Origin of the sequence: Methylomarinovum caldicuralii (assembly GCF_033126985.1) — a bacterium.
GTDB lineage: Bacteria > Pseudomonadota > Gammaproteobacteria > Methylococcales > Methylothermaceae > Methylohalobius > Methylohalobius caldicuralii.
The window spans coordinates 869,046-894,630 of record NZ_AP024714.1 but is presented as its reverse complement, the minus strand read 5'-3'; the positions used below and the strand labels follow the sequence as shown (position 1 = coordinate 894,630).

At 65.5% G+C, this 25,585-nt stretch carries 26 protein-coding genes and 1 pseudogene; 14 read left to right on the top strand and 13 right to left on the bottom strand.

Annotated elements, in window-relative coordinates; genetic code table 11:
• The first annotated feature begins 34 nt into the window (after nucleotides 1–34).
• Genes MCIT9_RS04735 through MCIT9_RS04725 form a run of 3 tightly spaced genes read left to right on the top strand, consistent with a single transcriptional unit; the run spans nucleotide 35 to nucleotide 2,380 of the window.
• Nucleotides 35–526 carry an LEA/WHy family protein gene (locus MCIT9_RS04735; RefSeq protein WP_317706265.1) on the top strand — a complete coding sequence of 164 codons (492 nt, stop codon included), beginning with the start codon at nucleotides 35–37 and terminating at the stop codon, nucleotides 524–526.
• Entirely contained in the window at nucleotides 526–1,377 is an 852-nt protein-coding gene (locus tag MCIT9_RS04730; RefSeq protein WP_317706264.1) for a radical SAM protein, read from the top strand. The genes MCIT9_RS04735 and MCIT9_RS04730 overlap by 1 nt, the downstream gene beginning before the upstream one ends.
• 58 nt (nucleotides 1,378–1,435) lie before the next feature.
• Nucleotides 1,436–2,380 (top strand): hypothetical protein, encoded by a 945-nt coding sequence (locus MCIT9_RS04725; protein WP_317706263.1) that lies wholly within the window; start codon nucleotides 1,436–1,438, stop codon nucleotides 2,378–2,380.
• Here the strand turns inward: MCIT9_RS04725 and MCIT9_RS04720 are convergent.
• Nucleotides 2,377–3,456: a mitochondrial fission ELM1 family protein gene (locus MCIT9_RS04720; RefSeq protein ID WP_317706262.1), complete on the bottom strand. Its 1,080-nt coding sequence runs from the start codon at nucleotides 3,454–3,456 to the stop codon at nucleotides 2,377–2,379. The two genes, MCIT9_RS04725 and MCIT9_RS04720, sit on opposite strands and share 4 nt — an antisense overlap.
• 18 nt (nucleotides 3,457–3,474) lie before the next feature.
• On the opposite strand from MCIT9_RS04720, the gene MCIT9_RS04715 reads away from it, so the two are divergent.
• From MCIT9_RS04715 to rfbD, 10 genes are read left to right on the top strand one after another with little or no spacing between them, the layout of a single operon-like run.
• On the top strand, nucleotides 3,475–4,641 hold the full coding sequence (locus MCIT9_RS04715) for an ABC transporter substrate-binding protein (protein ID WP_317706261.1): 1,167 nt from the start codon (nucleotides 3,475–3,477) through the stop codon (nucleotides 4,639–4,641).
• A 4-nt stretch (nucleotides 4,642–4,645) separates the two neighbouring features.
• Nucleotides 4,646–5,605, top strand: a complete 960-nt coding sequence (locus MCIT9_RS04710) for a PQQ-dependent catabolism-associated beta-propeller protein (RefSeq protein ID WP_317706260.1) — start codon at nucleotides 4,646–4,648, stop codon at nucleotides 5,603–5,605.
• The gene (locus tag MCIT9_RS04705; RefSeq protein WP_317706259.1) at nucleotides 5,602–6,336 is read left to right on the top strand and encodes an ABC transporter ATP-binding protein; all 735 of its coding nucleotides are present in this window, start codon (nucleotides 5,602–5,604) and stop codon (nucleotides 6,334–6,336) included. The genes MCIT9_RS04710 and MCIT9_RS04705 overlap by 4 nt, the downstream gene beginning before the upstream one ends.
• Nucleotides 6,336–7,136 (top strand): ABC transporter permease, encoded by an 801-nt coding sequence (locus MCIT9_RS04700; protein WP_317706258.1) that lies wholly within the window; start codon nucleotides 6,336–6,338, stop codon nucleotides 7,134–7,136. Before MCIT9_RS04705 ends, MCIT9_RS04700 begins: the two co-directional genes overlap by 1 nt.
• A complete protein-coding gene (gene rfbB, locus MCIT9_RS04695) occupies nucleotides 7,133–8,191 on the top strand; it encodes a dTDP-glucose 4,6-dehydratase (RefSeq protein WP_317706257.1) in 1,059 nt (352 codons plus the stop codon). Before MCIT9_RS04700 ends, rfbB begins: the two co-directional genes overlap by 4 nt.
• Nucleotides 8,188–9,069 carry a glucose-1-phosphate thymidylyltransferase RfbA gene (rfbA, locus tag MCIT9_RS04690; RefSeq protein ID WP_317706256.1) on the top strand — a complete coding sequence of 294 codons (882 nt, stop codon included), beginning with the start codon at nucleotides 8,188–8,190 and terminating at the stop codon, nucleotides 9,067–9,069. The genes rfbB and rfbA overlap by 4 nt, the downstream gene beginning before the upstream one ends.
• Nucleotides 9,070–9,098: 29 nt before the next feature.
• Nucleotides 9,099–9,251, top strand: a complete 153-nt coding sequence (locus tag MCIT9_RS04685) for a DUF4160 domain-containing protein (RefSeq protein WP_317706255.1) — start codon at nucleotides 9,099–9,101, stop codon at nucleotides 9,249–9,251.
• A gap of 3 nt (nucleotides 9,252–9,254) precedes the next feature.
• The gene (locus tag MCIT9_RS04680; protein ID WP_317706254.1) at nucleotides 9,255–9,536 is read left to right on the top strand and encodes a DUF2442 domain-containing protein; all 282 of its coding nucleotides are present in this window, start codon (nucleotides 9,255–9,257) and stop codon (nucleotides 9,534–9,536) included.
• Nucleotides 9,533–10,090 carry a dTDP-4-dehydrorhamnose 3,5-epimerase gene (gene rfbC / locus MCIT9_RS04675; RefSeq protein ID WP_317706253.1) on the top strand — a complete coding sequence of 186 codons (558 nt, stop codon included), beginning with the start codon at nucleotides 9,533–9,535 and terminating at the stop codon, nucleotides 10,088–10,090. The genes MCIT9_RS04680 and rfbC overlap by 4 nt, the downstream gene beginning before the upstream one ends.
• Nucleotides 10,087–11,004 carry a dTDP-4-dehydrorhamnose reductase gene (rfbD, locus tag MCIT9_RS04670; protein ID WP_317706252.1) on the top strand — a complete coding sequence of 306 codons (918 nt, stop codon included), beginning with the start codon at nucleotides 10,087–10,089 and terminating at the stop codon, nucleotides 11,002–11,004. Before rfbC ends, rfbD begins: the two co-directional genes overlap by 4 nt.
• Here the strand turns inward: rfbD and MCIT9_RS04665 are convergent.
• The 11 genes from MCIT9_RS04665 to ltrA (MCIT9_RS04615) form a co-directional block, all read right to left on the bottom strand.
• Nucleotides 10,978–11,394: a protein YgfX gene (locus MCIT9_RS04665; protein ID WP_317706251.1), complete on the bottom strand. Its 417-nt coding sequence runs from the start codon at nucleotides 11,392–11,394 to the stop codon at nucleotides 10,978–10,980. The two genes, rfbD and MCIT9_RS04665, sit on opposite strands and share 27 nt — an antisense overlap.
• Nucleotides 11,367–11,603 (bottom strand): FAD assembly factor SdhE, encoded by a 237-nt coding sequence (locus tag MCIT9_RS04660; protein ID WP_317706250.1) that lies wholly within the window; start codon nucleotides 11,601–11,603, stop codon nucleotides 11,367–11,369. Before MCIT9_RS04660 ends, MCIT9_RS04665 begins: the two co-directional genes overlap by 28 nt.
• Nucleotides 11,600–12,382, bottom strand: coding sequence for a succinate dehydrogenase iron-sulfur subunit (locus MCIT9_RS04655; RefSeq protein WP_317706249.1), 783 nt, complete (start codon nucleotides 12,380–12,382; stop codon nucleotides 11,600–11,602). Before MCIT9_RS04655 ends, MCIT9_RS04660 begins: the two co-directional genes overlap by 4 nt.
• A 1-nt stretch (nucleotide 12,383) precedes the next feature.
• Nucleotides 12,384–14,174: a succinate dehydrogenase flavoprotein subunit gene (sdhA, locus tag MCIT9_RS04650; RefSeq protein ID WP_317706248.1), complete on the bottom strand. Its 1,791-nt coding sequence runs from the start codon at nucleotides 14,172–14,174 to the stop codon at nucleotides 12,384–12,386.
• Nucleotides 14,171–14,566 (bottom strand): succinate dehydrogenase, hydrophobic membrane anchor protein, encoded by a 396-nt coding sequence (sdhD, locus tag MCIT9_RS04645; protein ID WP_317706247.1) that lies wholly within the window; start codon nucleotides 14,564–14,566, stop codon nucleotides 14,171–14,173. The genes sdhA and sdhD overlap by 4 nt, the downstream gene beginning before the upstream one ends.
• Complete coding sequence (gene sdhC, locus MCIT9_RS04640; RefSeq protein WP_317706246.1) at nucleotides 14,563–14,928, bottom strand: succinate dehydrogenase, cytochrome b556 subunit; 366 nt, start codon at nucleotides 14,926–14,928, stop codon at nucleotides 14,563–14,565. Before sdhC ends, sdhD begins: the two co-directional genes overlap by 4 nt.
• A 53-nt stretch (nucleotides 14,929–14,981) precedes the next feature.
• Entirely contained in the window at nucleotides 14,982–17,375 is a 2,394-nt protein-coding gene (locus tag MCIT9_RS04635) for an EAL domain-containing protein (protein ID WP_317706245.1), read from the bottom strand.
• A gap of 3 nt (nucleotides 17,376–17,378) precedes the next feature.
• Nucleotides 17,379–18,200 (bottom strand): PhnD/SsuA/transferrin family substrate-binding protein, encoded by an 822-nt coding sequence (locus MCIT9_RS04630; RefSeq protein ID WP_317706244.1) that lies wholly within the window; start codon nucleotides 18,198–18,200, stop codon nucleotides 17,379–17,381.
• 88 nt (nucleotides 18,201–18,288) lie between these two features.
• Nucleotides 18,289–19,632, bottom strand: a complete 1,344-nt coding sequence (locus MCIT9_RS04625; RefSeq protein ID WP_317706243.1) for a PEP-utilizing enzyme — start codon at nucleotides 19,630–19,632, stop codon at nucleotides 18,289–18,291.
• Between the two features lie 225 nt (nucleotides 19,633–19,857).
• Nucleotides 19,858–21,192, bottom strand: a complete 1,335-nt coding sequence (gene ltrA / locus MCIT9_RS04620; RefSeq protein WP_317704477.1) for a group II intron reverse transcriptase/maturase — start codon at nucleotides 21,190–21,192, stop codon at nucleotides 19,858–19,860.
• Nucleotides 21,193–21,844: 652 nt separating this feature from the next.
• Nucleotides 21,845–23,179 (bottom strand): group II intron reverse transcriptase/maturase, encoded by a 1,335-nt coding sequence (gene ltrA, locus MCIT9_RS04615; RefSeq protein ID WP_317704536.1) that lies wholly within the window; start codon nucleotides 23,177–23,179, stop codon nucleotides 21,845–21,847.
• A gap of 584 nt (nucleotides 23,180–23,763) precedes the next feature.
• Between ltrA (MCIT9_RS04615) and MCIT9_RS04610 the strand changes: the two are divergent.
• Nucleotides 23,764–24,645, top strand: a pseudogene (locus MCIT9_RS04610) (integrase core domain-containing protein); the annotation flags it as partial.
• A 322-nt stretch (nucleotides 24,646–24,967) separates the two neighbouring features.
• On the opposite strand, the gene MCIT9_RS13660 reads toward MCIT9_RS04610, so the two are convergent.
• Entirely contained in the window at nucleotides 24,968–25,105 is a 138-nt protein-coding gene (locus MCIT9_RS13660; RefSeq protein WP_422880192.1) for a hypothetical protein, read from the bottom strand.
• Between the last annotated feature and the right edge of the window lie 480 nt (nucleotides 25,106–25,585).

The window sequence follows — 25,585 nt, the reverse complement described above, 5'->3', positions numbered from 1 at the left end:
GCCTCCAGATCAACCGTCAGCTTTTCTTCCATCCATGCGCCCGTTCATCATTCTGCTGCTGTTGCTGGGGCTGAGCGCCTGCGCCAATCTTTCCACCTTCGAACAGCCCCGGGTCACGGTCACCGACGTGCGTCTGCGCGGCGGCCATCTGCTGGCCCAGGAGTTTCTGGTCACCCTGCGCCTCGACAACCCCAACAAGTACGGCTTCGACGTCAACGGCGTGGCCGCCGACGTGCTCATCAACGGCCAGCCGCTGGCGCGCGGGCTGAGCAACCGGGCGGTGCACGTTCCCGGCTTCGGCAGCGCCGACATCACCCTGGCGGCCACCGTCAGCACCCCGGCGCTGTTACAGCAACTGATCCAGCTCGGCACCTATCAGGGGCTGGAATACGAGATCCGCGGCCACCTCAACGTCGGCCGCGACTGGCTGCGCGACATCCGCGTTCCCTTCGAGGCACACGGCAATCTGGATTTCTGGCGTTTCATCGACGAACAGGCGATTCCCCGTCCCCTAAGCCCCGAGTGATGGCCGTTCCGCTGCGCATCGACGACCACCGCCGCGACAGCGCCGGATTCACCTATGTGTATCCGGTGGTGTCACGCCGGGCCGGGGGGGTCTCCATCGGCATCAACTTCAATCCCAACAGCGCCTGCAACTGGCGCTGCATCTATTGTCAGGTCCCCGGACTCAGCCGCGGCGCCGCCCCTCCCCTGGATCACCCCCGCCTGCGGCGTGAACTTAAGGCCATGCTCGACAGCATCGTCCACGGCGACTTCTACCGCCGTTTCCAGGTACCCGCGTCCCACCGCAGGATCTGCGACGTCGCCATCTCCGGAAACGGCGAGCCGACCACGCTCAAGGATTTCGACGCCGCCATCGACACCGTGCTGGCCACCCTGACGGACTATCCATTGCCCGGTCTGGCCCGGGTCATCATCAGCAACGGCAGCCGGATTCACCAACCCGCCGTGCAGCGCGGACTCGGGCGCTGGGGCCGGGCCGGAGGCGTGCTGTGGTTCAAACTCGACCTGGCGACGCGCGCCGGCATCGCCCAGGTGAACCAGATCCATCTTTCTCCGCCGCAGATCCTGGAACGGCTGGAACAGGCGGCCGGCCTGTGCCCGGTCTGGATCCAGACCTGCTGGTTCGCCCTCGACGGCCATCCGCCCCCACCGCAGGAACGGCAGGCCTATCTGGAACTGCTGGCGCAGGCCAAACGCCGCGGCCTGCCCCTCGAGGGCGTCCTTCTGTACGGCCTGGCCCGCCCCTCCCGGCAACCGCAGGCGTCCCGGCTGTCGCGGCTGCCAGCGGAAATCCTGGAGGAACTGGCCGCCGACATCCGCCGCTGCGGCTGGCCGGTCAGGGTGACCCCCTAAACCTTTCAAAACACGTGGTATTATGATTTCCGCTTCGACACCCAGCCGAGGAAACATCATGGAACACAAAGTCTTCATCCACACCAATCACAAGCAGTGGCTCGGTGCTGTGGTCGCCGCCTACAGCATGAAGCGCAACTCCCCCAACGCCGACAAGTTCGAGGTGGAGATCATCCATCACAAGGATTATCCCTGGCTCCACCAGCGCGAAGGCCAGGAATATCTGCGTGACGGTCAGAGACGGGTCTGGCTCAACGATGACCTGCAGTCCTTCACGCCGCTGCGGTTCATGCCGCCGCAGCTGATGAACTATCAGGGCCGCGCCGTGGTGGTCGATCCCGACGTCTTCGCCGTCGGCGACGTGTGGGAGCTGCTCAGCCGCGACATGGGCGACGCCGGCATCATGTGCCGCCCCCGCACCGGCAAGAAAGGCAAGGAGGGATGTCTGGCCAGCAGCGTGATGCTGCTCGACAACGCCAAGCTCACCCACTGGAAACCGGAGGCAACCGTCGCCAAGCTGTTCGAGTTCGAGGTCGATTACATGGACTGGATCTGCCTCAAGCTGGAGCCGCGCGCGCTCATCGAGCTGTTCGAGGACGCGTGGAACGACTTCGACCACCTCACCCCCAGGACCAAGATGCTCCACACCACCAAGCGCAAGACCCAGCCCTGGAAAACCGGCCTGCCGGTGGACTTCCGCCCGGCGGAGAAGAAGAACCTCTGGGGGATGATCCTGCGCGCCCGCCGCCATCTGTTCGGCGAGTACGCTTTCCTCGGCCACTACAAACCCCACCCCGATCCCAACATCGAGCGCTATTTCTTCGGCCTGGTGAAGGAGTGCCTGGAAAACGGCCTGGTCACCGAGGATGACATCCGCCGGGAGATGTCCCTCAACCACGTGCGCCACGACGCCTTCGAAGTCCTCGAACGCATCGAGCCGCTGGCGCCGCCGCCAGGGCATCCGCTGGGCTGGGACAGCGCGGCCCAGAAACAGGCTGCCTAGGCCAGCAGGGCTTTCACCCGCGCCGCCGTCCGTGCCAGTTCATCCGGCAGCGGCGGCGACGGATGACGCAGCGTCTCGCCGAGCCAGGCGGCGTGACCGCCGTCAATCAGGGCCCGGTGCATGGGGCGGATGTCCCGGCGCAGGCGCTGCGGCGCCAATCGCAGGGCCAGATCGCTGCGCCAGGCTTTGAGCCGGCGGCGGTGCCACCACGGCAATTGCGGGAGGATTGGGGTATCCGGGCGCATCGCCCAGCGGCCATGGCCGAAGGGAAAGAGGAACACCGGCCTGCCGCTGGCGCAGGCTTCGGTGATCATGGAGATGCTGTCGCCAGTGACCACGACCGCCTCGGCCAGGCCCAGAAAAGCCCGGTAGGGATTGTCGCCCTGTCCGTAGCGGTGCAGCTGCATCGGCACCGTCACGGCTGCCTCGAAGGCGGAAACAGCCTCCGCCGACGTGCGGGCGCTGCTGGTCACCAGCAAGGAGGCTCCCTGCGCCGCTGCCAACTGACTGACCTGACGGGCCAGCTGCCGGGCCGCGGCGGCATCGAACAGATACGGACCGCTGTCGCCCCCCAGCAGCACGGTGACGAACGGCCCCGGCACCCGCAGGCGGGGACGCCAGCGCTCGGCCTCCTGCTGCAGCGCTGCCTGATCCAGATCGTGCAGCGGCAAGGTGTTGACCAGGACGTTGTCCCGGGGCGGGAGCCGATACTGCGGGGTGGTGACGATGAGGTCAAAACGCTCCAACGGCGCCCAGGGCCGTCCCACGTGAACGATGCGTACCGGCCGGCCGGCCTGTTTTCTGATCCATAGGGCGGCCGCCTCGTTGCGGCGGCCGGCGGTGAGCACCAGGTCGGGCCAGGGCGGGGTGAGCGCATCGCTGCGGCGGCGGTCGATGCCTGCCAGGGTGGCGCCGAAGCGCCCCACCAGCAGTTCGTAGGGGCGGTAGGTCAGGCGTTTGATCTCGTAAGGCCAGCCCAAGGCCCGCGCCAGGGCCAGAAGCTGGGCGTTGTCCCCGGCCTTGTGGCCGCACAGCAGCCAGACCTGCGGGGGGGATGGGGTATAATTCTCTACCATTTCACTGGGATTAGGTTCATGTCGCGGATCGCCACCCTGCTGCTGGGACTGCTTTTCGCCTTTGGCGTTCAGGCCGAAGCCGTCGTCCACATCGCCTTCCTCGGCAAGGAACCGGAGGACATCCGCCCCGCCACCGCCAACCTGGAGCCAGTCTATGCCGATGTGGGCCTCAGAGGAGCGGAACTGGGCATCGAGGATAACAACACCACCGGCCGTTTCACCGGCCAGCGCTTCCGCCTGCTGGGCGCCGTGCTCGGCCGGGACGAGGAGCCGCAACGGGCGCTCTATTTTCTGCTCAAGGAAGGCTACCGCCACATCGTGGTCAACCTGCCCGCCGCCGATCTGCTGGCCCTGGCGGACATGGAGGGGGCGGAAAACGTTCTATTGTACAATGCCGGCGCCTACGACGACGTCCTGCGCAATCAGCAGTGCCGCGCCAACGTCCTCCACACCCTCCCCAGCCACGCCATGCGCGCCGACGCCCTGGGGCAGTACCTGAAGAAGAAGCGCTGGGAAGCATGGTTCCTGGTGCCCGGCACCCGCGAGCAGGACAAGCGCTTCGCCGCCGCCCTCAAGCGCACCGCCAGGCGCTTCGGGCTGGAGATCGTCGCCGAAAAGCCCTGGATCTACGGTTTCGACGCCCGCCGCACCGCCCAGTCCCTGGTGGCCACCTTCACCCAGGGAGTCGATTACGACATCCTGCTGGTGGCCGACGAGGCCGGCCTGTTCGGCGATTACTTTCCCTACCGCACCTGGCTGCCGCGGCCGGTGGCCGGCACCCAGGGGCTGGTGGCCACCGCCTGGCATCCGGCCCACGAACAATGGGGCGCGGTACAGCTGCAGAACCGCTTTCGCGAGCACGCCGGCCGCCGGATGAAACCCCGCGACTATGCCGCCTGGCTGGCGGTGCGGGCCATCGGTGAGGCCGCTACCCGCACCCGGAGCGCCGATTTCGCCAAAATCCGGGAATTTCTCCTGAGCGACCAGCTGGCCCTTGCCGGCTTCAAAGGCCGGCCGTTATCCTTCCGCCGCTGGAACGGTCAGCTGCGTCAGCCCATCCTGCTGTCCGGCCCCCGGGCGGTGGTGGCAGTGGCGCCGCTGGAGGGTTTCCTGCATCCGGTCGATGAGCTGGATACCCTGGGTTATGATGAACGGGAATCCAGTTGCCATTTAGCGAGGAACTGACCTCATGTTGCAAATCATGCTCGCCATTCTGTGCATTTCCGCCGCCTTCCTGGTCCACGCCGACACGGTTCTAGTCACCCTGGAGAAGGACAACGCCCTGGCGGTGGTGGACGGCGATGCCCTGGCGCTGAAAAAGACCGTCAAGATCGGCCGCCGGCCGCGCGACATTAAGCTCAGCCCAGATTTCAAGAAAATCTACGTCGCCGCCAGCGACGACGACACCATCCAGGTGCTCGATGCCGAAACCTACAGGGTCATCGGCCATCTTCCCTCGGGCGAGGATCCGGAAACCTTCGCCATCGCCCCGGACGGCAAACGCATGTACGTCTCCAACGAGGACGACAATCAGGTCACCGTGATCGACCTGGAGACGGCGCAGGTGATCAAGGCGATCCCTGTGGGGGTGGAGCCGGAAGGCATCGCCGTCAGCCCCGACGGCAAGTGGGTGGTGAGCACCTCGGAAACCACCAACATGGCCCACTGGATCGACCCCCGGCGCCTGGAGATCGTCCACAACACCCTGGTGGACCCGCGCCCGCGAGCGGCCGCCTTCACCGCCGACTCCAAACAGCTGTGGGTCACCTCCGAGATCGGCAGCACCCTGACCATCATCGACACCGAAAGCAAGGCGATCGTCAAGAAAATCCGCTTCCAGATCCCCGGCGTCACCCAGGCCCTGGTGCAACCGGTGGGGGTCATCATCGATGACCGGCGCCGCTACGGCTACATCGCCCTGGGGCCGGCCAACCGGGTGGCGGTGATCGACGCCCAGAAGCTGGAAGTGGTCGATTATCTCATCACCGGCAAGCGGGTCTGGCACCTGGCCTTCTCCAGCGACGGCAAACGGCTGTTCACCACCAACGGCGCCAGCCACGACGTCACCGTGATCGACACCGGCAAGCTCAAACCGATCAAGTCGATTCCGGTGGGACAGTGGCCCTGGGGGGTGGCAGTCCGGCCATGACCACACCCGCCCTCGAAGTCGAACACGTCAGCTTCGCCTACGGTCCCCAAAAGGCCCTCGACGATGTCACCTTCAGCGTCGAGGCGGGCCGCTGCGCCATCCTGCTGGGGCCCAACGGCGCCGGCAAGACCACCCTGTTCAATCTCATCACCCGGCTGTTCGACAGCCCCACAGGCGCCATCCGCATCGCCGGCTACGACAACCGCAGGCAGCCGTGCCAGGCCCTGGCCCACCTGGGGGTGGTGTTCCAGCAACCGACTCTGGACCTGGACCTGACCGTGGCACAGAACCTGCGCTACCACGCCGCGCTCCACGGTCTGAGCCGGCGCGAGGCCGACCGCCGCATCGCCGCCGAACTGGAGCGGCTGGAGATGATCCAGTACCGCAAAACCAAGGTCCGGGCCCTCAGCGGCGGTTACCGCCGCCGGGTTGAGATCGCCCGCGCCCTGCTCCACTGCCCCGCCCTGCTGCTGCTGGACGAGCCCACGGTGGGGCTGGATATTCCCAGCCGCATGGCGCTGGTCGAGCACGTCCACGGCCTGGCCCGCGAGGGCATGGGGGTGTTGTGGGCCACCCACCTGATCGACGAGGTGGAACCCTCCGACGCGCTGATCGTACTGCATCGGGGCAAAGTGCGCGCCACCGGCATCGTCACCGAGGTGATCCGGCGGCTGGAGGTGACCACCTTGGCCGAGGTGTTCGAGGTGTTGACGGCGGAGGAGACGGCCTGATGCGTCTGCTCCATTACCTGCGGGCCCTGAACGCCATCGTCGGCCGCGAGCTGCTGCGTTTCCTCCACCAGCGCGGCCGCTTCGTCGCCGCCCTGGTGCGCCCCCTGGTGTGGCTGTTCATCTTCGCCGCCGGCTTCCGTTCCACTTTGGGGATCGCCGTCATCCCGCCGTATCAGACCTACATCCTCTACGAGGAGTACATCACCCCCGGCCTGGTGGGGATGATCCTGCTGTTCAACGGCATGCAAAGCTCCCTGTCGATGGTATACGACCGCGAGATGGGCAGCATGCGCATCCTGCTGGTGGCCCCGCTGCCGCGCTGGTATCTGCTGTCGAGCAAGCTGCTGGCGAGCACCTGCGTGTCCATCCTGCAGGCGTACGTGTTTCTGGCCATCGCCTATCTTTACGACATCCAGCCGCCGCTGCTCGGTTATCTGGAAGTGCTGCCGGCTCTGGTGCTGGTGGGCCTGATGCTGGGGGCGTTGGGGATGTTCCTGTCGTCGTTCATCAAACAGCTGGAGAACTTCGCCGGGGTGATGAACTTCGTCATCTTCCCCATGTTCTTCCTCTCCACCGCTCTCTATCCCCTGTGGCGGCTGCAGGAATCCAGCCCGCTCCTGGCCACCCTGGCCCGCTACAATCCCTTCTCCCAGGGGGTGGAGCTGATCCGCTTCGCCCTCTACGGCCAGTTCAACCGCTATGCCTTCCTCTATACTTTGGTTACCATGTTCATTTTCCTGGCCCTGGCCATCTGGGGCTACAACCCGTCCAAAGGACTCATGACCCGGAGAGGCAGATGACCCGACCCACCTGGCTGGTGACCGGCGGCGCCGGTTTCATCGGTGGCAACTTCGTTTTGAAGCAGATCCGCGAGCGCCGCGCCCGCATCGTCAACCTCGACGCCCTGACCTACGCCGGCAACCTCGACACCCTGGCGCCGGTGATGGACGGCCCCGACCACATTTTCGTCCACGGTTCCATCGGCGACCGGGAATTGGTCCGCCAGCTGCTGGCCGAGCACCGCCCCCAGGCGATCATCAACTTCGCCGCCGAAAGCCACGTGGACCGCTCCATCGACTCGCCGGGGGATTTCATTCACACCAACGTGGTCGGCACCTTCGAGCTGCTGGAGGCGGCCCGCGGCTACTGGCGGGAACTGCCGGCCGCCGAACGGGAAGCCTTCCGCTTTCTGCACGTCTCCACCGACGAGGTCTACGGCTCCCTGGGGGAGACCAGCAAGTTCACCGAAGAAACCCCGTACCGGCCCAATTCCCCCTACTCGGCCTCCAAGGCCGGTTCCGACCATCTGGTGCGCGCCTACCACCACACCTACGGCCTGCCGACCCTGACCACCAACTGCTCCAACAACTACGGTCCCTACCAGTTTCCGGAAAAGCTGATCCCGCTGATGATCCTCAACGCCCTCGAGGGCAAGCCCCTGCCGGTGTACGGCCAGGGACTCAACGTGCGCGACTGGCTCTACGTGGAGGACCACTGCTGCGCCATCGAGCGGGTTCTGGCCGCCGGCAGGCCCGGTGAGGTGTACAACATCGGCGGCAACAACGAGAAGAAGAACATCGAGGTGGTGCGAACCATTTGCCGCATCCTCGACGAACTGCATCCCGAGGGCGCCCCCCACGAGCGCCTCATCACCTTCGTCGCCGACCGCCCCGGCCACGACCTGCGCTATGCCATCGACGCCTCCAAGATCAAACGGGAGCTGGGCTGGAGCCCGCGGGAAACCTTCGATTCCGGCATCGAAAAGACGGTGCGCTGGTACCTGGACAACCGCGACTGGTGCCAACGGGTCTGCGACGGCAGCTACCGCCGCGAGCGCCTGGGGGTGGCGGTATGACGCGCCGGGGCATCATACTCGCCGGCGGCAGCGGCACCCGCCTCCATCCCCTCACCTACGCCGTCAGCAAGCAGCTGTTGCCGGTGTACGACAAGCCGATGATCTACTACCCCCTCGGCACCCTGATGCTGGCGGGCATCCGCGACATCCTGGTCATCACCACCCCCCACGACGCCCCCCTGTTCCAGCGCCTCCTCGGCGACGGCAGCCAGTGGGGGATCGCTCTGCATTACGCAGTCCAGCCCAAACCGGAGGGACTGGCCCAGGCCTTTGTCATCGGCGAGGACTTCCTCGCCGGCGATCCCAGCTGCCTGGTGCTGGGGGACAACATCTTCTACGGCCACGGCCTCACCGACATGCTCCAGCGCACCAGCGAACGCACCGAGGGGGCCACGGTGTTCGGATACTGGGTCAAGGATCCCGAACGCTACGGGGTGGCGGAATTCGATGACGCCGGGCGGGTGATCGGCCTGGAGGAAAAACCGGACCGCCCCCGCTCCCACTGGGCGGTCACCGGCATCTACTTCTATGACGGCCAGGTGTGCGAGCTGGCCAAATCCCTCAAACCCTCGGCCCGGGGGGAGCTGGAGATCACCGACCTCAACCGCCGCTATCTGCAGCAAGGCCGGCTTCACCTGGAACGCCTCGGCCGCGGCATCGCCTGGCTCGACACCGGCACCCACGAATCGCTCATGCAGGCCTCCCAGTTCATCCAGACTATCGAGGAACGCCAGGGGCTCAAGGTCTGCTGCCCGGAGGAGATCGCCTACGCCCAGGGCTGGATCGACGCCGAGCAGTTACTCCGCCAAGCCGAGAAGCTCAACAAGAACGAATACGGCGCCTACCTGCGCCGCATTCTGGAACAGGAACTACCATAACGCCGCAAGCAAAAATTCGCGAGGCATTGATGCCTGAAATCAGCCGATTCTTTGGTATCGTTATCGCCATGTTCTATAGTCTGGTGATGGAGTGGGCTGCCAGACACCAATCGGAGCTGATGGACAATTGGCAACGGGCGGAACGCTATGCCCCCTTGAAACCGATACCACCATTGGAGTGACCCATGCTCGTCGATCTCATTGAAGCCCGTCCGCTCGACAACCACCGTGTCTATTTACGCTTCGAGGATGGCCTTGAAGGCGCGCTGGATTTGGGGGCCTATCTTTCTTTCCGTGGCATCTTCGCGCCGCTGCGCGATCCTGAATGCTTCCGAAAACTTCGGGTGGACCCGACCTTGGGTACGATCTGTTGGCCCAACGGCGCCGATGTCGCCCCGGAAACGCTTTATTCCTGGCTTAAAAAAACGTTAGAAGAATACGAAAAAACCCAACCCGCATCCGCATGAAAATCGCCCAAACCAAACTCCCTGGCGTGCTGCTGATCGAACCGGACGTCTTCGGCGACCGGCGCGGTTTCTTCATGGAAACCTGGAACCGGCGCCGCTATGCCGAGGCCGGCCTGGACCTGGACTTCGTCCAGGACAACCTGTCCCTGTCGCGCCGGGGGATCCTGCGCGGCCTCCATTACCAGTGGCCCCAGCCCCAGGGCAAGCTGGTGCAGGTGCTTAAAGGGGCGGTGTTCGACGTCGCCGTGGACATCCGCCAAGGCTCGCCCACCTTCGGCCACTGGGTGGGGTACGAGCTTTCGGCGGACAACCACCGCCAGCTCTACGTCCCCGAGGGCTTCGCCCACGGCTTCTGCGTCCTGAGTGACGAGGCCCTGTTCGCCTACAAGTGCACCGACTTCTACAATCCGCAAACCGAGCACAGCCTGCTGTGGAACGACCCGGACATCGGCATCGACTGGCCGGTAACCGAACCCCTGCTGTCGGACAAGGACCGTCACGGACTGCGTCTGCGTGACATCGCGGCAACCGACCTGCCCCGCTATCACCCATGACCCGCCCCATTCTCGTCATCGGCCGCCGGGGCCAGGTGGCCTTCGAACTGCGCCGCGCCCTGCTGCCCTTGGGTCAAGTGATCGCCCTGGACCGCCGCAGCGAGCCGGCCGTCGATCTGGCTGATCCCGACAGCATCGTCGCCGCCCTGCGACAGATCAGGCCCGCCGTGATCGTCAACGCCGCCGCCTACACCGCCGTCGACCGGGCCGAGGCGGAACCGCAGCTGGCCGAGAAGATCAACGCCACCGCTCCCGGCATTCTGGCGGAAGAAACCCGCCGGCTGGGGACCGGGCTGATTCATTACTCCACCGATTACGTCTTTGCCGGCGACGGCGACCGCCCCTACCGGGAGGACGATCCCACCGGTCCCCAAAGCGTCTACGGGCGCACCAAACTGGCAGGCGAAGAGGCGATCCGCGCCAGCGGCTGCGACCACTGGATCCTGCGCACCGCCTGGGTCTATGGTGCGCGCGGCAAAAACTTCCTCCTTACCATGCTGCGGCTGCTGCGGGAAAAGGAGCGGATCGGCGTGGTGGCCGACCAATCGGGCACCCCCACCTGGAGCCGGGTCATCGCCGAAACCACGGCGCAGATGCTGGCCCGCCGGGCCGTATCCGACACCTGCGGCACCTATCACCTCACCTGCACGGGGGCGACCACCTGGCACGGTTTCGCCGACGCCATCCGCCGCCGGGGAATCGACGCCGGGCTGTTGCCGGAGACCGCCGCCCGGATTGACCCCATCACCACCGCCGACTATCCCACCCCCGCCCGCCGCCCGGCCTGGTCGGTCCTGGATACCGGCAAACTCACCGCCACCTTCGGTCTCACCCCGCCCGCCTGGGACACGGCCCTGGCGCTGTGCCTGGAGGAGCTGGCCGGACAGTCATCCCCACCGCAAACGCGCCTGTAACCTGCGGTAATCGGCGGCCGCCAGGGCGTCTTTCCAGACCGGCACGGCGAGAAAATCCCCCCGGTCCGTACGCCAGTGCAACACCGTGAGCCAGGGGCTCATCCAGGTGGAGGGACACAGCCGGGTGGCGACCGGACGCCCCCTGGCATCCTGCAGGCGCCATTGACCGTCACGGTAGCTGAGGCGCCAGCCGGCGAAGCGGTGGCGCGCGAACCACAAGCCGGCGGCATGGGCCAGCACCAGCAGCGTCAGTACTATGGGCCAGGGCGGCGGGATCGCACTCAACACCACGGCCGTCAGGACGAGGCCGTGACTGCCCAGCAGCCAGAGCGACTGCCAGCGGGAAGGGCGGAAACGGAGGTCTAGACCGAAGCGCGGATCCGACGGCACAGGGCGGTCAGCTCTTCGTCGGGTCCGGGGAGACCGGCCACCAGCCAGTCCCACAGCAGGGGATCGGGATAGCTCAGCAGCCGCGCAAAGGCCGCCCGTTCCACCGCCGTCGCCGTGTCCCAATGGCGCGCCAGCCACCTTTCCAGCAGGACGTCCAGCTCCCGCATGCCGCGGCGGCAGCGCCAGCGCAACGGTTGCGGTGCGGTCACAGCTTGCGTTCGATGAGAAGCTTCTTGATCTCGGCGATGGCTTTGGCGGGGTTGAGCCCCTTGGGACAGGTGTCCGTGCAGTTCATGATGGTGTGGCAGCGGTACAGCTTGAAGGGATCTTCGAGCTGGTCGAGGCGTTCGCCGGTGGCCTCGTCGCGGCTGTCGGCGATCCAGCGGTACGCCTGCAGCAGCACCGCCGGCCCCAGATACCGGTCGCCGTTCCACCAGTAGCTGGGACAGGACGTGGAGCAGCAGGCGCACAGGATACAGTCGTAGAGGCCGTCGAGCCGGGCGCGTTCCTCGGGGCTCTGGAGACGCTCGCGGTCGGCCGGCTCCGGGGTGAGGGCCTTGAGCCAGGGCTGGACTGAGGCGTACTGGGCGTAGAAGTGGGTCATGTCCACCACCAGGTCCTTGTGCACTTCCAGGTGGGGCAGTGGATAGAGGGTGAGGGTGTCGCCCACCTCGGCCAGCGGCTTGATGCAGGCCAGGGTGTTGCGGCCGTTGACGTTCATGGCGCAGGAACCGCACACCCCCTCGCGGCAGGAGCGGCGGAAGGCAAGGCTGGAGTCGATCTCGTTCTTGATGTGGAACAGGACGTCGAGCACCATCTTGCCGCAGCGGCTGCGGTCCAGCAGATAGGTATCGAGGCGGGGATTGTCGCCGGATTCGGGATCGTAGCGGTACAGCTTGACCGTGAGGATGTCCTTGGCCCCTTCCGGGGCGGGCCAGGTTTTCCCCGGCTTGACCTTGGCGTGGGGCGGCAGGGAGAATTCCACCATCTCAGTACACTCGCGGCTGGGGTGGGATGGGCGCGACGTCGGCGGTCAACGGCTTGAGATGCACCGGCCGGTAGGCGATGCGGGAAGCGTTGCCGTGGTCGAGCCAGATCAGGGTGTGCTTGAGCCAGTGGTCGTCGTCGCGCTCGGGATAGTCTTCTCGGGCATGGGCGCCGCGGCTTTCGGTGCGGTTGAGGGCGGCGGCGACGGTGACCAGGGCCTGGGGCAGCAGGTTGGCCAGCTCCAGGGCTTCCACCAGATCGGTGTTCCACACCAGGGAGCGGTCGCTGAGGCGGATGTCGTCGAAACTGGCGGCGATTTCCCTGAGCTGGTCCAGACCTTCCCGCAGCACCTCGGCGTTGCGGAACACGGCGGCGTGATTCTGCATGCAGCGCTGCATGCGCGCGCGCACCTCGGCCACCCGCAGGCTGCCGTCGGCGTGGCGGATGCGGTCGAAGCGGGCCAGCAGCGGCTCGAGCGCGGCAGCGGACAGCGTCTTGTGGGGACGGCGCGGCTTGACCAGCTCGGCGCAGCGGATGGCGGCGGCGCGGCCAAAGACCACGATGTCCAGCAGGGAATTGGAGCCCAGGCGGTTGGCGCCGTGGACCGACACGCAGGCGGTCTCGCCGATGGCCATCAGCCCCGGCACCGGGGTTTCCGGGTCGTCGTTCCTGAGGGTGACCACCTCGGCGTCGAGGTTGGTGGGAATGCCGCCCATGTTGTAGTGGGCGGTGGGAATGACCGGAATCGGCTCCCGGGTGACATCGACCCCGGCGAAGATGCGGGCGGTCTCGGCGATCCCCGGCAGGCGTTCGTGGATGATCTGCGGGTCCAGGTGTTCCAGGTGCAGCAGCAGATGATCCTTGTGGGGACCGACACCACGGCCCTCCCGGATTTCGACGGTCATGGCGCGGCTGACCACGTCGCGCGAGGCCAGATCCTTGGCGTGGGGGGCGTAGCGCTCCATGAAGCGCTCCCCCTCGGAATTGGTCAGATAGCCCCCCTCCCCGCGGACGCCCTCAGTGATGAGGCAGCCGGCGCCGTAGATGCCGGTGGGATGGAACTGGACGAATTCCATGTCCTGCAGCGGCAGGCCGGCGCGCAGTACCATGGCGTTGCCGTCGCCGGTGCAGGTATGGGCCGAGGTGCAGGAGAAATAGACCCGCCCGTAACCGCCGGTGGCGATCACCGTCATATGGGCGCGGAACAGGTGCAGGCTACCGTCCTCCAGGCACCAGGCCAGCACGCCGCGGCAGACCCCGTCTTCGTCCATGACCAGATCGAGGGCGAAGTATTCGATGAAGAACTGGGCCTGATGCTTGAGGGACTGCTGGTACAGGGTGTGGAGGATGGCATGGCCGGTGCGGTCGGCGGCGGCGCAGGTGCGCCGGGCCTCCCCCTTGCCGAAATGGGTGGTCATGCCGCCGAAGGCGCGCTGGTAGATCTTGCCTTCCGGGGTACGGGAGAAGGGCACCCCCATGTGCTCCAGCTCGATCACCGCCGGGATGGCCTCACGGCACATGTACTCGATGGCGTCCTGGTCGCCGAGCCAGTCGGAACCCTTGACGGTGTCGTACATATGCCAGCGCCAGTCATCCTCCCCCACGTTGCCCAGAGCGGCGCTGATCCCTCCCTGGGCGGCGACGGTATGGCTGCGGGTCGGAAACACCTTGGTGATGCAGGCGGTCTTGAGCCCCCGCGCCGCCATTCCCAGGGTCGCCCGCAGGCCGGCGCCGCCGGCGCCGACCACGACGGTATCATAAGTATGGGTGGTGATGGGATAGGCCGGCTTCATCCGGCACCTCCGGTGGCGATGATGCGAATCAGGGCGGCCACCCCCACGAGCACCACCCCCCCCATTCCCAACCTGACACCGATCAGGGCGGTCAGTTTGAGGGCCGGATGATGCACGTAATCCTCGATGACCACCTGCAACCCCAGGGCGGCGTGAAAACCGGCGGTAACCAGATAGGCCAGCAGCAACCCCGCCTGCCAGGGCCGGGCCAGCCAGGTCAACATCTCACTATGAGGTAGCCTGCTCAGCTGCACCAGAAACCAGATCAGCCAGCCGGTCAGCGGAACCAGGGCGATGGCGGTCAGCCGTTGCAGCCACCAGTGCCCGCTGCCGCTGTGGGCGCTGCCGAGGCCGAGCGCCCGGGCCAGGGGAGCGCGGAATGCAGTCCTCAAATCCATAACCAGGCCAGGCAGGTCAATCCCAGCGCCGCCAGCAGTTCCACCAGGCTGTGGCGCGGCAGCCGCTCGCGCTCGAAACCCAGGATCACGTCCCAGAGCAGATGGCGGATGCCGTGGCAGAAATGCAGAAACAGGGCCAGCAGCCACAGCAGCAACACTGTCTGACTCCAAAAACCGTGCAGAAACGCTTGCAGGGTCTGATAGCCCTCCCCGGCGCCGGCAATCACCAGCAAAATGCCCACCAGCACCACCAGGCCGAAACTGAGCACGACCCCGGTGATCCGGTGGGTGATCGACAGCCAGGCGGTCAGCGGCAGCCGGTAGATCTGCAGGTGCGGGGACAGGGGTCGGTTCACGGCCGGGCCTCGAATGCCGGGGGGATGAATTACACGGCGAAACGAAAGGAATTTTAGGGCCTCGTCCGCCGGGCCGCAACCCATTCTTCCAGAGGCTGGGGCTTGCCGATGCCGTACCCCTGGGCGAAATCGACGCCGATCTCACGCAAACGCTGCAGGATCTCGTCGTCCTCGACGAACTCGGCAATGGTCCGTTTGCCCATGATGTGGCCCACCTCATTGATAGTCTTCACCAAAGCATAATCGATGGGATCACGGACCAGATCCTTGATGAAAGAGCCGTCGATCTTGAGGAAATCCACCGGCATGTGCTTCAGGTAACCGAACGACGACATCCCGGTACCGAAGTCGTCCAAGGCGAAGCAGCAACCCAGATCGCTCAGGGCCGCGATCATGCAGCGGGCGTGCTCAATGTTGGCGATAGCCACGGTTTCGGTAATCTCGAAACACAGCTTGCTCGGATCGATACCGCTGGCTTTCACCTGACGCAGGATGAAATCGAGAAAATGGGTATCGGAAACCGAGGTGCCGGAAATGTTGATGGAGGCCAGTGCCAGATCCTCCTGATGCGCGGGATTTTCCCCCAGCCAGGCCAGGTAGGCCTCGATCACCCAGCGGTCGACGAGGCCAATCAGGTCGTAACGTTCAGCCGCCGGCAGGAAGGCTCCGGGCGGCACCAGCTTGCCGTCCTCGGTGTACATCCGCAGCAGGATCTCGTAGTGGTCGCCTTCCCCTTCGCCCCGCACCGGCACGATCGGCTGCACGTACAACGCGAAATCGTCCCGCTCCAGCGCCCGGTGGATGCGCGCCACCCAGTGCATCTCCTGGCACCGCTGCACCAGTTCGCGGTCGTCCGGCTGGTACACGTGGACCCGGTTGCGGCCTGCGTCCTTGGCGGCGAAGCAGGCCTGGTCGGCGGCGCTGAGCACGTCAGCGGGATTCTGCTCGGCGCCGCGGAAGGGCACCAGACCGATGCTGACCCCCACGGCGAAGGTGTTGCCCTGCCAGGGAAAACGGAAATCCTGGACCGCCTGACGCAATTTTTCGGCGCAGGCCAGGGCCTGTTCGAACGGACAGCAGGGCAGGATGATGGCGAACTCGTCGCCCCCGAGCCGGGCGAGAATGTCGCTGCGGCGCAGGCGCGCCTGCATCACCGCAGTCAGCTGCTTGAGCAGGGCGTCGCCGGCGGCATGGCCGCAGGTGTCGTTGACCACCTTGAACTGGTCGAGATCGAGATAGAGCAGCGCGTGCTCCTTGCATTCGAAGTCCTCGACCAGATCGCGCAGTTTCTGCTCGAAGGCCCGGCGGTTGAGCAGGCCGGTCAGAGGATCGTGGGTCGCCTGGTAATTCATTTCCTCTCTCATGTGCTGCTGCTCGGTCACGTCATGGAACACCAGCACCGCGCCGAGAACGACGCCCTCGCGGGTGCGGATCGGCGCCGCCGAATCCTCGATGACATACTGCTGACCGTCACGGGCATTGAGTTTGACATAGCCTTCGAGCAGCACCACGTCGTCCGCCTCCAGCGCCCGGCTGACGGGATCGTTTTCGATCCGCTCGCCGCTCTCACCGTCGACGATGAAGAACACCTCGCGAATGGACAGGCCGACAGCCTCGTCCCGGCGCCAGCCGGTCAGTTTCTCCGCGACCGGATTGAGATAGGTCACCCGCCCGTAACGGTCGGTGGTGATGACCGCATCGCCGATGGAGTGGAGCGTCACCTCGGCCAGTTCCTTGGCGGCATGGGCCTCATCCAGCGCCTTTTCGAGCGCCGCCTGCTGCCGGCGGCTCTGCGCCATCAGCTCGAGGGTCCTGTTGACCGTTTCCGTCAGCAGGCGCAGTTCCCGGCTGCCTTTCGGAGGCAGGCGGGAGCTGCCCTCCCCCCGGGAGAAAGCCTCGGCATGGCGGCAGATACGCCGCAACGGCCGCACCGCCAGCCAATGAACGATGGCGAGCACCAGGAACAGAAGCGCGGCCAGAGGGACGGTCGTCGCCAGCCAGACCCGCACCGTCCGGGCCTCCAGCTGCTGCCGGATACGTTCCGAAGTCCAGGCCAGGGAGATTTCGCCGAGCCGTTCCCCGTCGAACGCAACCGGCCCGCTGAAATGCAGCTGCTCGTCATGGGGGCCGGAACGGGACCATCGCACCAGCACGTCCCCGTCAGCATTGCGCACGACGATCTCGCACAGATCCGGGTCGGCACGGGCGACCCGTTCCACAACGGTCCGGATGACCGGAATGTCTTCACTCAGCAACGGTTCCAAAAGCGAGGCCGACAGCAGCGACAGCGTGCTGTCGCTGTGACGCGCCAGCTCGGCCTGAAGCTGTTCCCGATCCAGCCGGGCGGCGATCTGTCCGGCGGCGAACCCGACACCGATCACGGCAGCGCTCAGCGCCAGGAAGAGGACGAAAGGCAGGGAAAACCCGGAGCGGATCCGCGACCGCATCGTTCAATCTCCGAAAAAGCGCGCGCTTCGTTCGATGGCGTCACGAATGACCGCGAAATCGCCGTCATCACCGGGAAGAAAGGCTTCCGGCCCCAGCGACAGCATCGCCGCCCGCAGGCGCTGGAAAACCGCTTCGTCGAGCTGGGGGGCGGCGACCCAGGGTTTGGTGACGTTGGGGAACGTCGCCAGGATCCGCAACGGCGCCCCGGCCTTGACCACCTTGTTGAAAGTCGATTCCTTCAGCGCCCCGGCGTCGAACTGACCCATCGCCACCGCCCAGCCGACCTTGTCATGGCGGCCCAGGTATTCGAATCCGGCCAGATCGTCGGCACGGATGCCGTGATCGAGCAGGTAGGCCTGGGCCAGGTAACGGCCGATGGTGGAGCGGCGGTTGCCGAAGGCGAAGCGTTTGCCGGCCAGTTCCGCGACCGACCGGATCGGGCTGTCCTGCCGGACCGCGATGACGCCTTTGAAACGTGTTCGCCCCTTGCGGCTCTCCAGAGCCAGAACGCGGACGGCGGGATTGCGGGATTTGGCTTCCACATACGAGGCCGGTCCCAGGCGGGCGAAGTCCACCTTTCCCCGGAGCAGCTCGTCCAGCCCTTTCTCGTAGCTGGGCGCAATGCGATAACGCAGCACCACCGGCTCTTTCCCGGCCCCGTTCAGGGCCGCCTCCAGCGCCTTCAATCGCGGCTTGATTTTCTTCAGGGTCGTGGTCGGCTTGTCGGCCGCATAGGTGCCGAAAATCAACACCCGGGGCTCCGCGCCGGCCATTGAGGCCCACAGCAGCGCCAGCGCCGCTCCGAAACGGATCCATCGCATCATCAATCAGCCCCTCGTTGCATGCGGAAAAACATACCGGCCAAACCGCGGCCGGTATGTTAAGCCTAGCCCAATTTCCGCCACCCGTGATTCAGGCGGCGTCGAGCTGCGGCGGCATGACTTCCAGGGGCTCCCGGAAACGCAGGCCGTACTCCCCCGCCCCGGTCATCCGCACCACCTCCGCCGGCAGGGGCTGGTCGAGCAGATCGAGCGCGACCGTGACCACATCGCCCGGCGCCAGTCCGGCGTCGGTACGGATGCGGGCGCCGCTGCGGCTCATGTCGCGCAGCTCCGCCCCCACCCGGCGGCCACCCTGGATCACCGTCAGCGGCGCCTGCACCGGAATGCGCGGATCGACCCGCCGGTCGGTCAGCTTGACGATGCGGCCGTCGCGGCCGAGGCGCACCAACTCCCCGTCGCTCAGCTGGCGGGTCACGCTGGCGGCGCCGACGATGGCGGTGAGGTTGTATTCCCGCGCCACGATGGCGGCATGACTGAGCCACCCGCCCACCTCGGTGATCAAACCCTTGGCGCGGGCGAACAGCGGCGTCCAGGTGGGATCGGTGAAGCGCGCCACCAGGATATGGCCTTCGCGGAAGGTTTCCAGGTCGCGGGGATCGCGCACCACCTGGACCGGGCCGATGGCGTCGCCTTCCCCGGCGACCCGGGTGCCGCACAGCTCAGCGGCGCTGTCCCCGGCCGCGACATCCGCCTGCCCCAGGGTTTCGAGGAACGCTGCCGACAGGCGGGCCGGCAGTTCCCGGCTCTGCCAGCGCCGCTGCCGCTCGTCCCGGGCCGCCGCCAGCGCTTTCGCGCCGGCGGCGAAGCCGGGCTCGGCAAGCCGTTCGACTTCCGCCAGGGTGAGCTGGAACACCCCGTCGCCCAGGCCGAAGCGCGCGCCGATGGCGCAGAGCAGCCGGCGGAGATTGGCCAGCTGGCGCAGGCAGTCGTGCTTGGCCTCCTCCTTGAGGGTCTGGAAACGCCGGGCCCGCTCGACCGCCAGCGCCAGCACCTTCCCAGGAGGCGGCTCCACGGTTTGCGGCGGCCGGGAATGGCCGGCACGCTGGGCCAGCGCCGCCACCAGCTCCGGGTCCTCCCGGTAGCGCGGCTGGGCCAGCTCGTAGTCGTTGGGAGCGCGGTGGCCGAAGCACCGGAGGAAGGCTTCGAGCGCGGCAGGCTCCCGCTCCCTGCGGGCCAGCAGGCTCATGGCCTCGTGCACCACCGTGGCGTCGCTGACGGTCAGATAGCGGGCCGGGTCGAAGCCCGCCTTCTCCAGCTTGGCCGCGGCGGTCTTCCAGTAGAAATCGGCGGCGACATTGATGACCTCGGCCTGCACGTAGGTGCGGGTCACGAATTCCTCGACCCAGTCGTGCAGCAGTTCCAGCAGCTCCTGCTTGCCGAAGCGCCCCAGATCGAGCGCTTCCTGCAGGCGCATCTGTTTGTGGAACCGGGGCAGGAAGAGCTCCCTGAAATCCCGCTCGATCCAGTCCGCCCCCCGGGCGAGGCGGAAGGCGGCCGCCGCCCCCGCCCCCTTGCCGGCGCGGCGCCGGCTTTCGGGGCGGTTGACGTAGAGCGCTCCGGCCGGGTGACCGCGGGCGATTGCTCACCCGCGGTTCCCACAGATCCGGACGTGCCCGATTAAGGCATCCGGCTCCTCGGACTATGGCGTCGCTACGCAACGGGCAATTCCGTGAACCACGCGCGGTGGGGGGAGTGGGTATCGTTTGTACAGCCGCCCAAAATGGTCCCGGTTCATCCGTTCCCGGTTGCGGCGGGACAACCATTTGTACCAGCGCCGTCTGACCTCGTACAGGAAGCGGGCCAGCGATTGGCTGTTGCCGACGATCCCATAGTAGGCATAATGCCCCTTGAGTTTGCGGCTCAGGGCCGCTTGTTGGTCTGCAACCGGCCAGTGGCGGTGCATCCGGCACCAGTGGTTGATCGCCTGCAGGGAGCGGCTGAGCCGGGCTTGGGCGGTCTTGCGTTTGACGACCCAACGCCCTTTCCTTGAGCGTCCCCAGTAGTGGGTGAATCCCAGGTATTGGAAGCTCTGGCCTTTCCGTCCGGGTTTTCTGAAGTCGAGCAGGCGGGTTTTGTCCGGGTGCAGGCGCAGGCCGTATTTGGCCAGGCGCTTGCCCAGAACGGCCAATACCCGCCGGGCGTCTTCTTCCCGTTTGAACACCAGGACCGCATCGTCGGCGAACCGGACTTCGAAGGCGCTGCCTTGCAGTCGCGGTTTGACCGTCTGCTCGAACCACAGGTCGAGCACGTGATGCAGGTAGAGGTTGGCCAGCAGTGGGGAGATCACCCCACCTTGCGGTGTCCCTTGTTCGGGGTAGTGAAGCTGTCCGCCTTCCATGACACCGGCATTCAGCCATTTACCGATCACGCGGCAGATCACGCCGTCGCGCACCCTCTGCCCCAGAAAGTTCCGCAGCCGGTCCCGGTCCACATCGTCGAAGAAGTTTTGGATGTCCAGGTCGATGACCCAGCCACCGCCCATGGCCATCAGCCCGCCCCATAGCCTCTCCAGGGCCTGGTGGGCACTGCGTCCGGGCCGGAACCCGTAGGCGCAGTCGAGAAAGTCCTGCTCGAAGATGGGTTCCAGCGCCATCAGCACCGCCCGTTGCAGCACCTTGTCTTCCAGCGTGGGAATGCCGATCGGGCGGGTCTTTCCCGTTCCCGGCTTGGGCAGGTGGACGCGCCGTACCGCAGGCGCCCGATACCGGCCGGTCTTGAACCGTTCCAGCAGGCGCGTCAGGTTCTCCTCTAAGTCGGCTGCGTATTGGGATGCAGTCACGCCGTCCACCCCGGCGGCCCCGTCCTTGCGGGTGCGCCGCCAGGCTTCTTCCAGCCACACCACGTCGATGTGGTGGGCAATCGTGGTCAGTTCCAGCTTCGGTTCGATCCGGGCCAGTTCCGCTAGCTTCCGTTGTCGTGTTGAGATGTTCTCCTGGCTCGATGTCCCGGCCATCTGTCCCTCCGAAAGCCCCATCGTCCGACCTGCCGCTTCCCTCCATCGGGTCCCTTGGGGCAGGTTCCCCGACTTCCCAGGTACTATCGGCAGGCTCCGATTGCTCGATCACCTTCCCAGCGCGCTTCGTCGCCTTCGCGCGCCGGTACCCTGCTTCGTGTCCCGTTCGCTCCCATCGGCCGGACACCGCTCCGATGGGCCTGGGCCTTTTCTCACACGGCGCCCGCACCGCTCTTCCCGCAAGGAGTGATCGAGCCCTCCCAGGTTCCTGGGCGACCCTTGCCCTGCATGCCCCGCTCTTCGACCCCGGCGGAGGGATGATGCCAGGCCAGTACAGCACCACCCCTGTTGCCTTCCGTCCGTTCAACAACGTCGGCTCCGCATTCCGTACTTTCGAGGCTCCATCACGCGGCCTACAGGCCCCCTGTGTACGCTTCGCAGTCGGGATCGCTCCTCGACCACGCAACACTCGGTTCCGGCTGGTGGCCAGCCTTGGCCGGACAGGACTTGCACCTGTCAGGTCGCTCTGAAGGTTTCAGCGATGTCTTTCCTTCTACATAACTTCCTCCTTCTCCAGGCTTGGCCTGGCGCAAGCCGGGTGACCGCGGGCGATTGCTCACCCGCGGTTCCCACAGATCCGGACGTGCCCGATTAAGGCATCCGGCTCCTCGGACTATGGCGTCGCTACGCAACGGGCAATTCCGTGAACCACGCGCGGTGGGGGGAGTGGGTATCGTTTGTACAGCCGCCCAAAATGGTCCCAGTTCATCCGTTCCCGGTTGCGGCGGGACAACCATTTGTACCAGCGCCGTCTGACCTCGTACAGGAAGCGGGCCAGCGATTGGCTGTTGCCGACGATCCCATAGTAGGCATAATGCCCCTTGAGTTTGCGGCTCAGGGCCGCTTGTTGGTCTGCAACCGGCCAGTGGCGGTGCATCCGGCACCAGTGGTTGATCGCCTGCAGGGAGCGGCTGAGCCGGGCTTGGGCGGTCTTGCGTTTGACGACCCAACGCCCTTTCCTTGAGCGTCCCCAGTAGTGGGTGAATCCCAGGTATTGGAAGCTCTGGCCTTTCCGTCCGGGTTTTCTGAAGTCGAGCAGGCGGGTTTTGTCCGGGTGCAGGCGCAGGCCGTATTTGGCCAGGCGCTTGCCCAGAACGGCCAATACCCGCCGGGCGTCTTCTTCCCGTTTGAACACCAGGACCGCATCGTCGGCGAACCGGACTTCGAAGGCGCTGCCTTGCAGTCGCGGTTTGACCGTCTGCTCGAACCACAGGTCGAGCACGTGATGCAGGTAGAGGTTGGCCAGCAGTGGGGAGATCACCCCACCTTGCGGTGTCCCTTGTTCGGGGTAGTGAAGCTGTCCGCCTTCCATGACACCGGCATTCAGCCATTTACCGATCACGCGGCAGATCACGCCGTCGCGCACCCTCTGCCCCAGAAAGTTCCGCAGCCGGTCCCGGTCCACATCGTCGAAGAAGTTTTGGATGTCCAGGTCGATGACCCAGCCACCGCCCATGGCCATCAGCCCGCCCCATAGCCTCTCCAGGGCCTGGTGGGCACTGCGTCCGGGCCGGAACCCGTAGGCGCAGTCGAGAAAGTCCTGCTCGAAGATGGGTTCCAGCGCCATCAGCACCGCCCGTTGCAGCACCTTGTCTTCCAGCGTGGGAATGCCGATCGGGCGGGTCTTTCCCGTTCCCGGCTTGGGCAGGTGGACGCGCCGTACCGCAGGCGCCCGATACCGGCCGGTCTTGAACCGTTCCAGCAGGCGCGTCAGGTTCTCCTCTAAGTCGGCTGCGTATTGGGATGCAGTCACGCCGTCCACCCCGGCGGCCCCGTCCTTGCGGGTGCGCCGCCAGGCTTCTTCCAGCCACACCACGTCGATGTGGTGGGCAATCGTGGTCAGTTCCAGCTTCGGTTCGATCCGGGCCAGTTCCGCTAGCTTCCGTTGTCGTGTTGAGATGTTCTCCTGGCTCGATGTCCCGGCCATCTGTCCCTCCGAAAGCCCCATCGTCCGACCTGCCGCTTCCCTCCATCGGGTCCCTTGGGGCAGGTTCCCCGACTTCCCAGGTACTATCGGCAGGCTCCGATTGCTCGATCACCTTCCCAGCGCGCTTCGTCGCCTTCGCGCGCCGGTACCCTGCTTCGTGTCCCGTTCGCTCCCATCGGCCGGACACCGCTCCGATGGGCCTGGGCCTTTTCTCACACGGCGCCCGCACCGCTCTTCCCGCAAGGAGTGATCGAGCCCTCCCAGGTTCCTGGGCGACCCTTGCCCTGCATGCCCCGCTCTTCGACCCCGGCGGAGGGATGATGCCAGGCCAGTACAGCACCACCCCTGTTGCCTTCCGTCCGTTCAACAACGTCGGCTCCGCATTCCGTACTTTCGAGGCTCCATCACGCGGCCTACAGGCCCCCTGTGTACGCTTCGCAGTCGGGATCGCTCCTCGACCACGCAACACTCGGTTCCGGCTGGTGGCCAGCCTTGGCCGGACAGGACTTGCACCTGTCAGGTCGCTCTGAAGGTTTCAGCGATGTCTTTCCTTCTACATAACTTCCTCCTTCTCCAGGCTTGGCCTGGCGCAATGAACGGGTACCATCCATGCCACCCTGACCCCGCAGCAGGAAGCGATCGTCGTCTGTCTGCGCGAAACCCTGCTGCTGCCCCTGGACGACCTGCTGGCGGTCGTTCACCGCTTCATCCATCCCAAGATGTCCCGCTCGGCTCTGGACCGGCTGCTGCGCCGCCATGGGGTCTCCAATCTCAAGGAACTGATCGCTGCCAAGGAAGGGGAGAACGCCCCCGCCAAGGCCAAAAAGAAAGGCTTCAAGGACTACGAGCCCGGGTTTGTCCACATCGACATCAAGTACCTGCCCAAGATGCCCGATGAGACTCGGGGCCGTTACCTCTTCGTCGCCATCGACCGGGCCAGTCGCTGGGTCTACCTGGAAATCCATCCCACCAAGGAAGCCCAGGTCGCCGCCGCCTTCCTCGACCGCCTGATCGCCAAGGCCCCCTTCAAAATCACCAAGGTCCTGACCGACAACGGCAAAGACAAATCCGCCGGGAGCGGATTTGGACCGCGCAGCGGCCCCCGAAGGGGCGAACCCCAGGGATGGGGTGAGCAATTCACCGACCGCTTCTGCGCCACCGGGGAACGCGAACCGACCGGCCGTCACCTTTTCGACCAGACCTGCCAACGCCATGGCATCGAGCACCGCCTCATCCCACCCAAACATCCGCAGACCAATGGGATGGTAGAACGTTTCAACGGTCGGATCGCCGAGATCCTCAAAACCACCCGCTTCCGCAGCAGCCAGGATCTGGAACGGACCTTGATGCAGTATGCCAGTGTCTACAACCATCAGATCCCCCAGAAGGCCCTGGGACACATATCACCAGTACCGGCCCTCAAAGACTGGCAGAAGAAGCGACCGGAGCTCTTCAAAAAACGTGTATACAAGCTCACGGGGCTTGACAGCTACAGCCTTTCAGCATCTTTGGCTGTTCGGGATTCACGAGCGTTCCAGCGATGCTTCACTTTCGTTCGCCATACTCTCCGTCCCTAGCCCCCTGCCACGTGATGCTCGCAGCTCCGCTTCTCCCTCACGGGGTCCGCTTCACCCTTTCGGGATGGGGTGCATTGTCGGGACAGCTTCGGACCGGATCGTTGCCGATCCCGCCCGTGTCCCTAGGGAACCGATGGGAGCACATCGGGTTTTGTCATGCACTTCCTTTTGCAAGCAAAACAATCACTTACACGACTTCACGTCGCACTGAGCCCTTTCCCCCCGGAACAGATCACGGCAACGCAAGCCCCCGAATCCGCTGATACAGTTCCACCGCGTAGGAATCGGTCATGCCGGCGATGAAGTCGCTGGCAAGGAGTGCATGTTGATACGGCGAGAGGATGGCTGGGTCTGGCAAGGGACGGGGCATCAGTTGCAGCAGGGTGCGGCCGCGGTTACCGGCGCTGCTGCCCCTGCTGGCCTGGGGGTGGATAGAACGGCGAGGCGCGCAAATACTTGGCCATCACCGCCAGCATGGCACAAGTCATTTGCAGGCGGCCGGGATGGCCAAATTCTGCAGCACTGTCAGGGTAAGAAAGACCCGGGCGTAGTCCTCAAAGCACAGCAGATTCTGGCGTACACCCTCGGACAGGGTGTCCAGGCCCGACCAGGCGGCAAACCCACAGATGGACGTTCCTTCCAATTAGTACGGCGACGGATCCCGTCAAGAAGGGCCTGTCCTTGGAATCCAAAATACCGTATTCGAAACCAAATCGAGAGAGACAACCACCCCAAAAAGCAGCAAGACAGGCGCCTGAGTATCGCGAGTGCGAATGCCGCAGCCAGAAAAGGCGCCTGATACGGCCAGCCTCCGCATCCCCTACTGGCGACTGCAGCCGCATCAGACCTG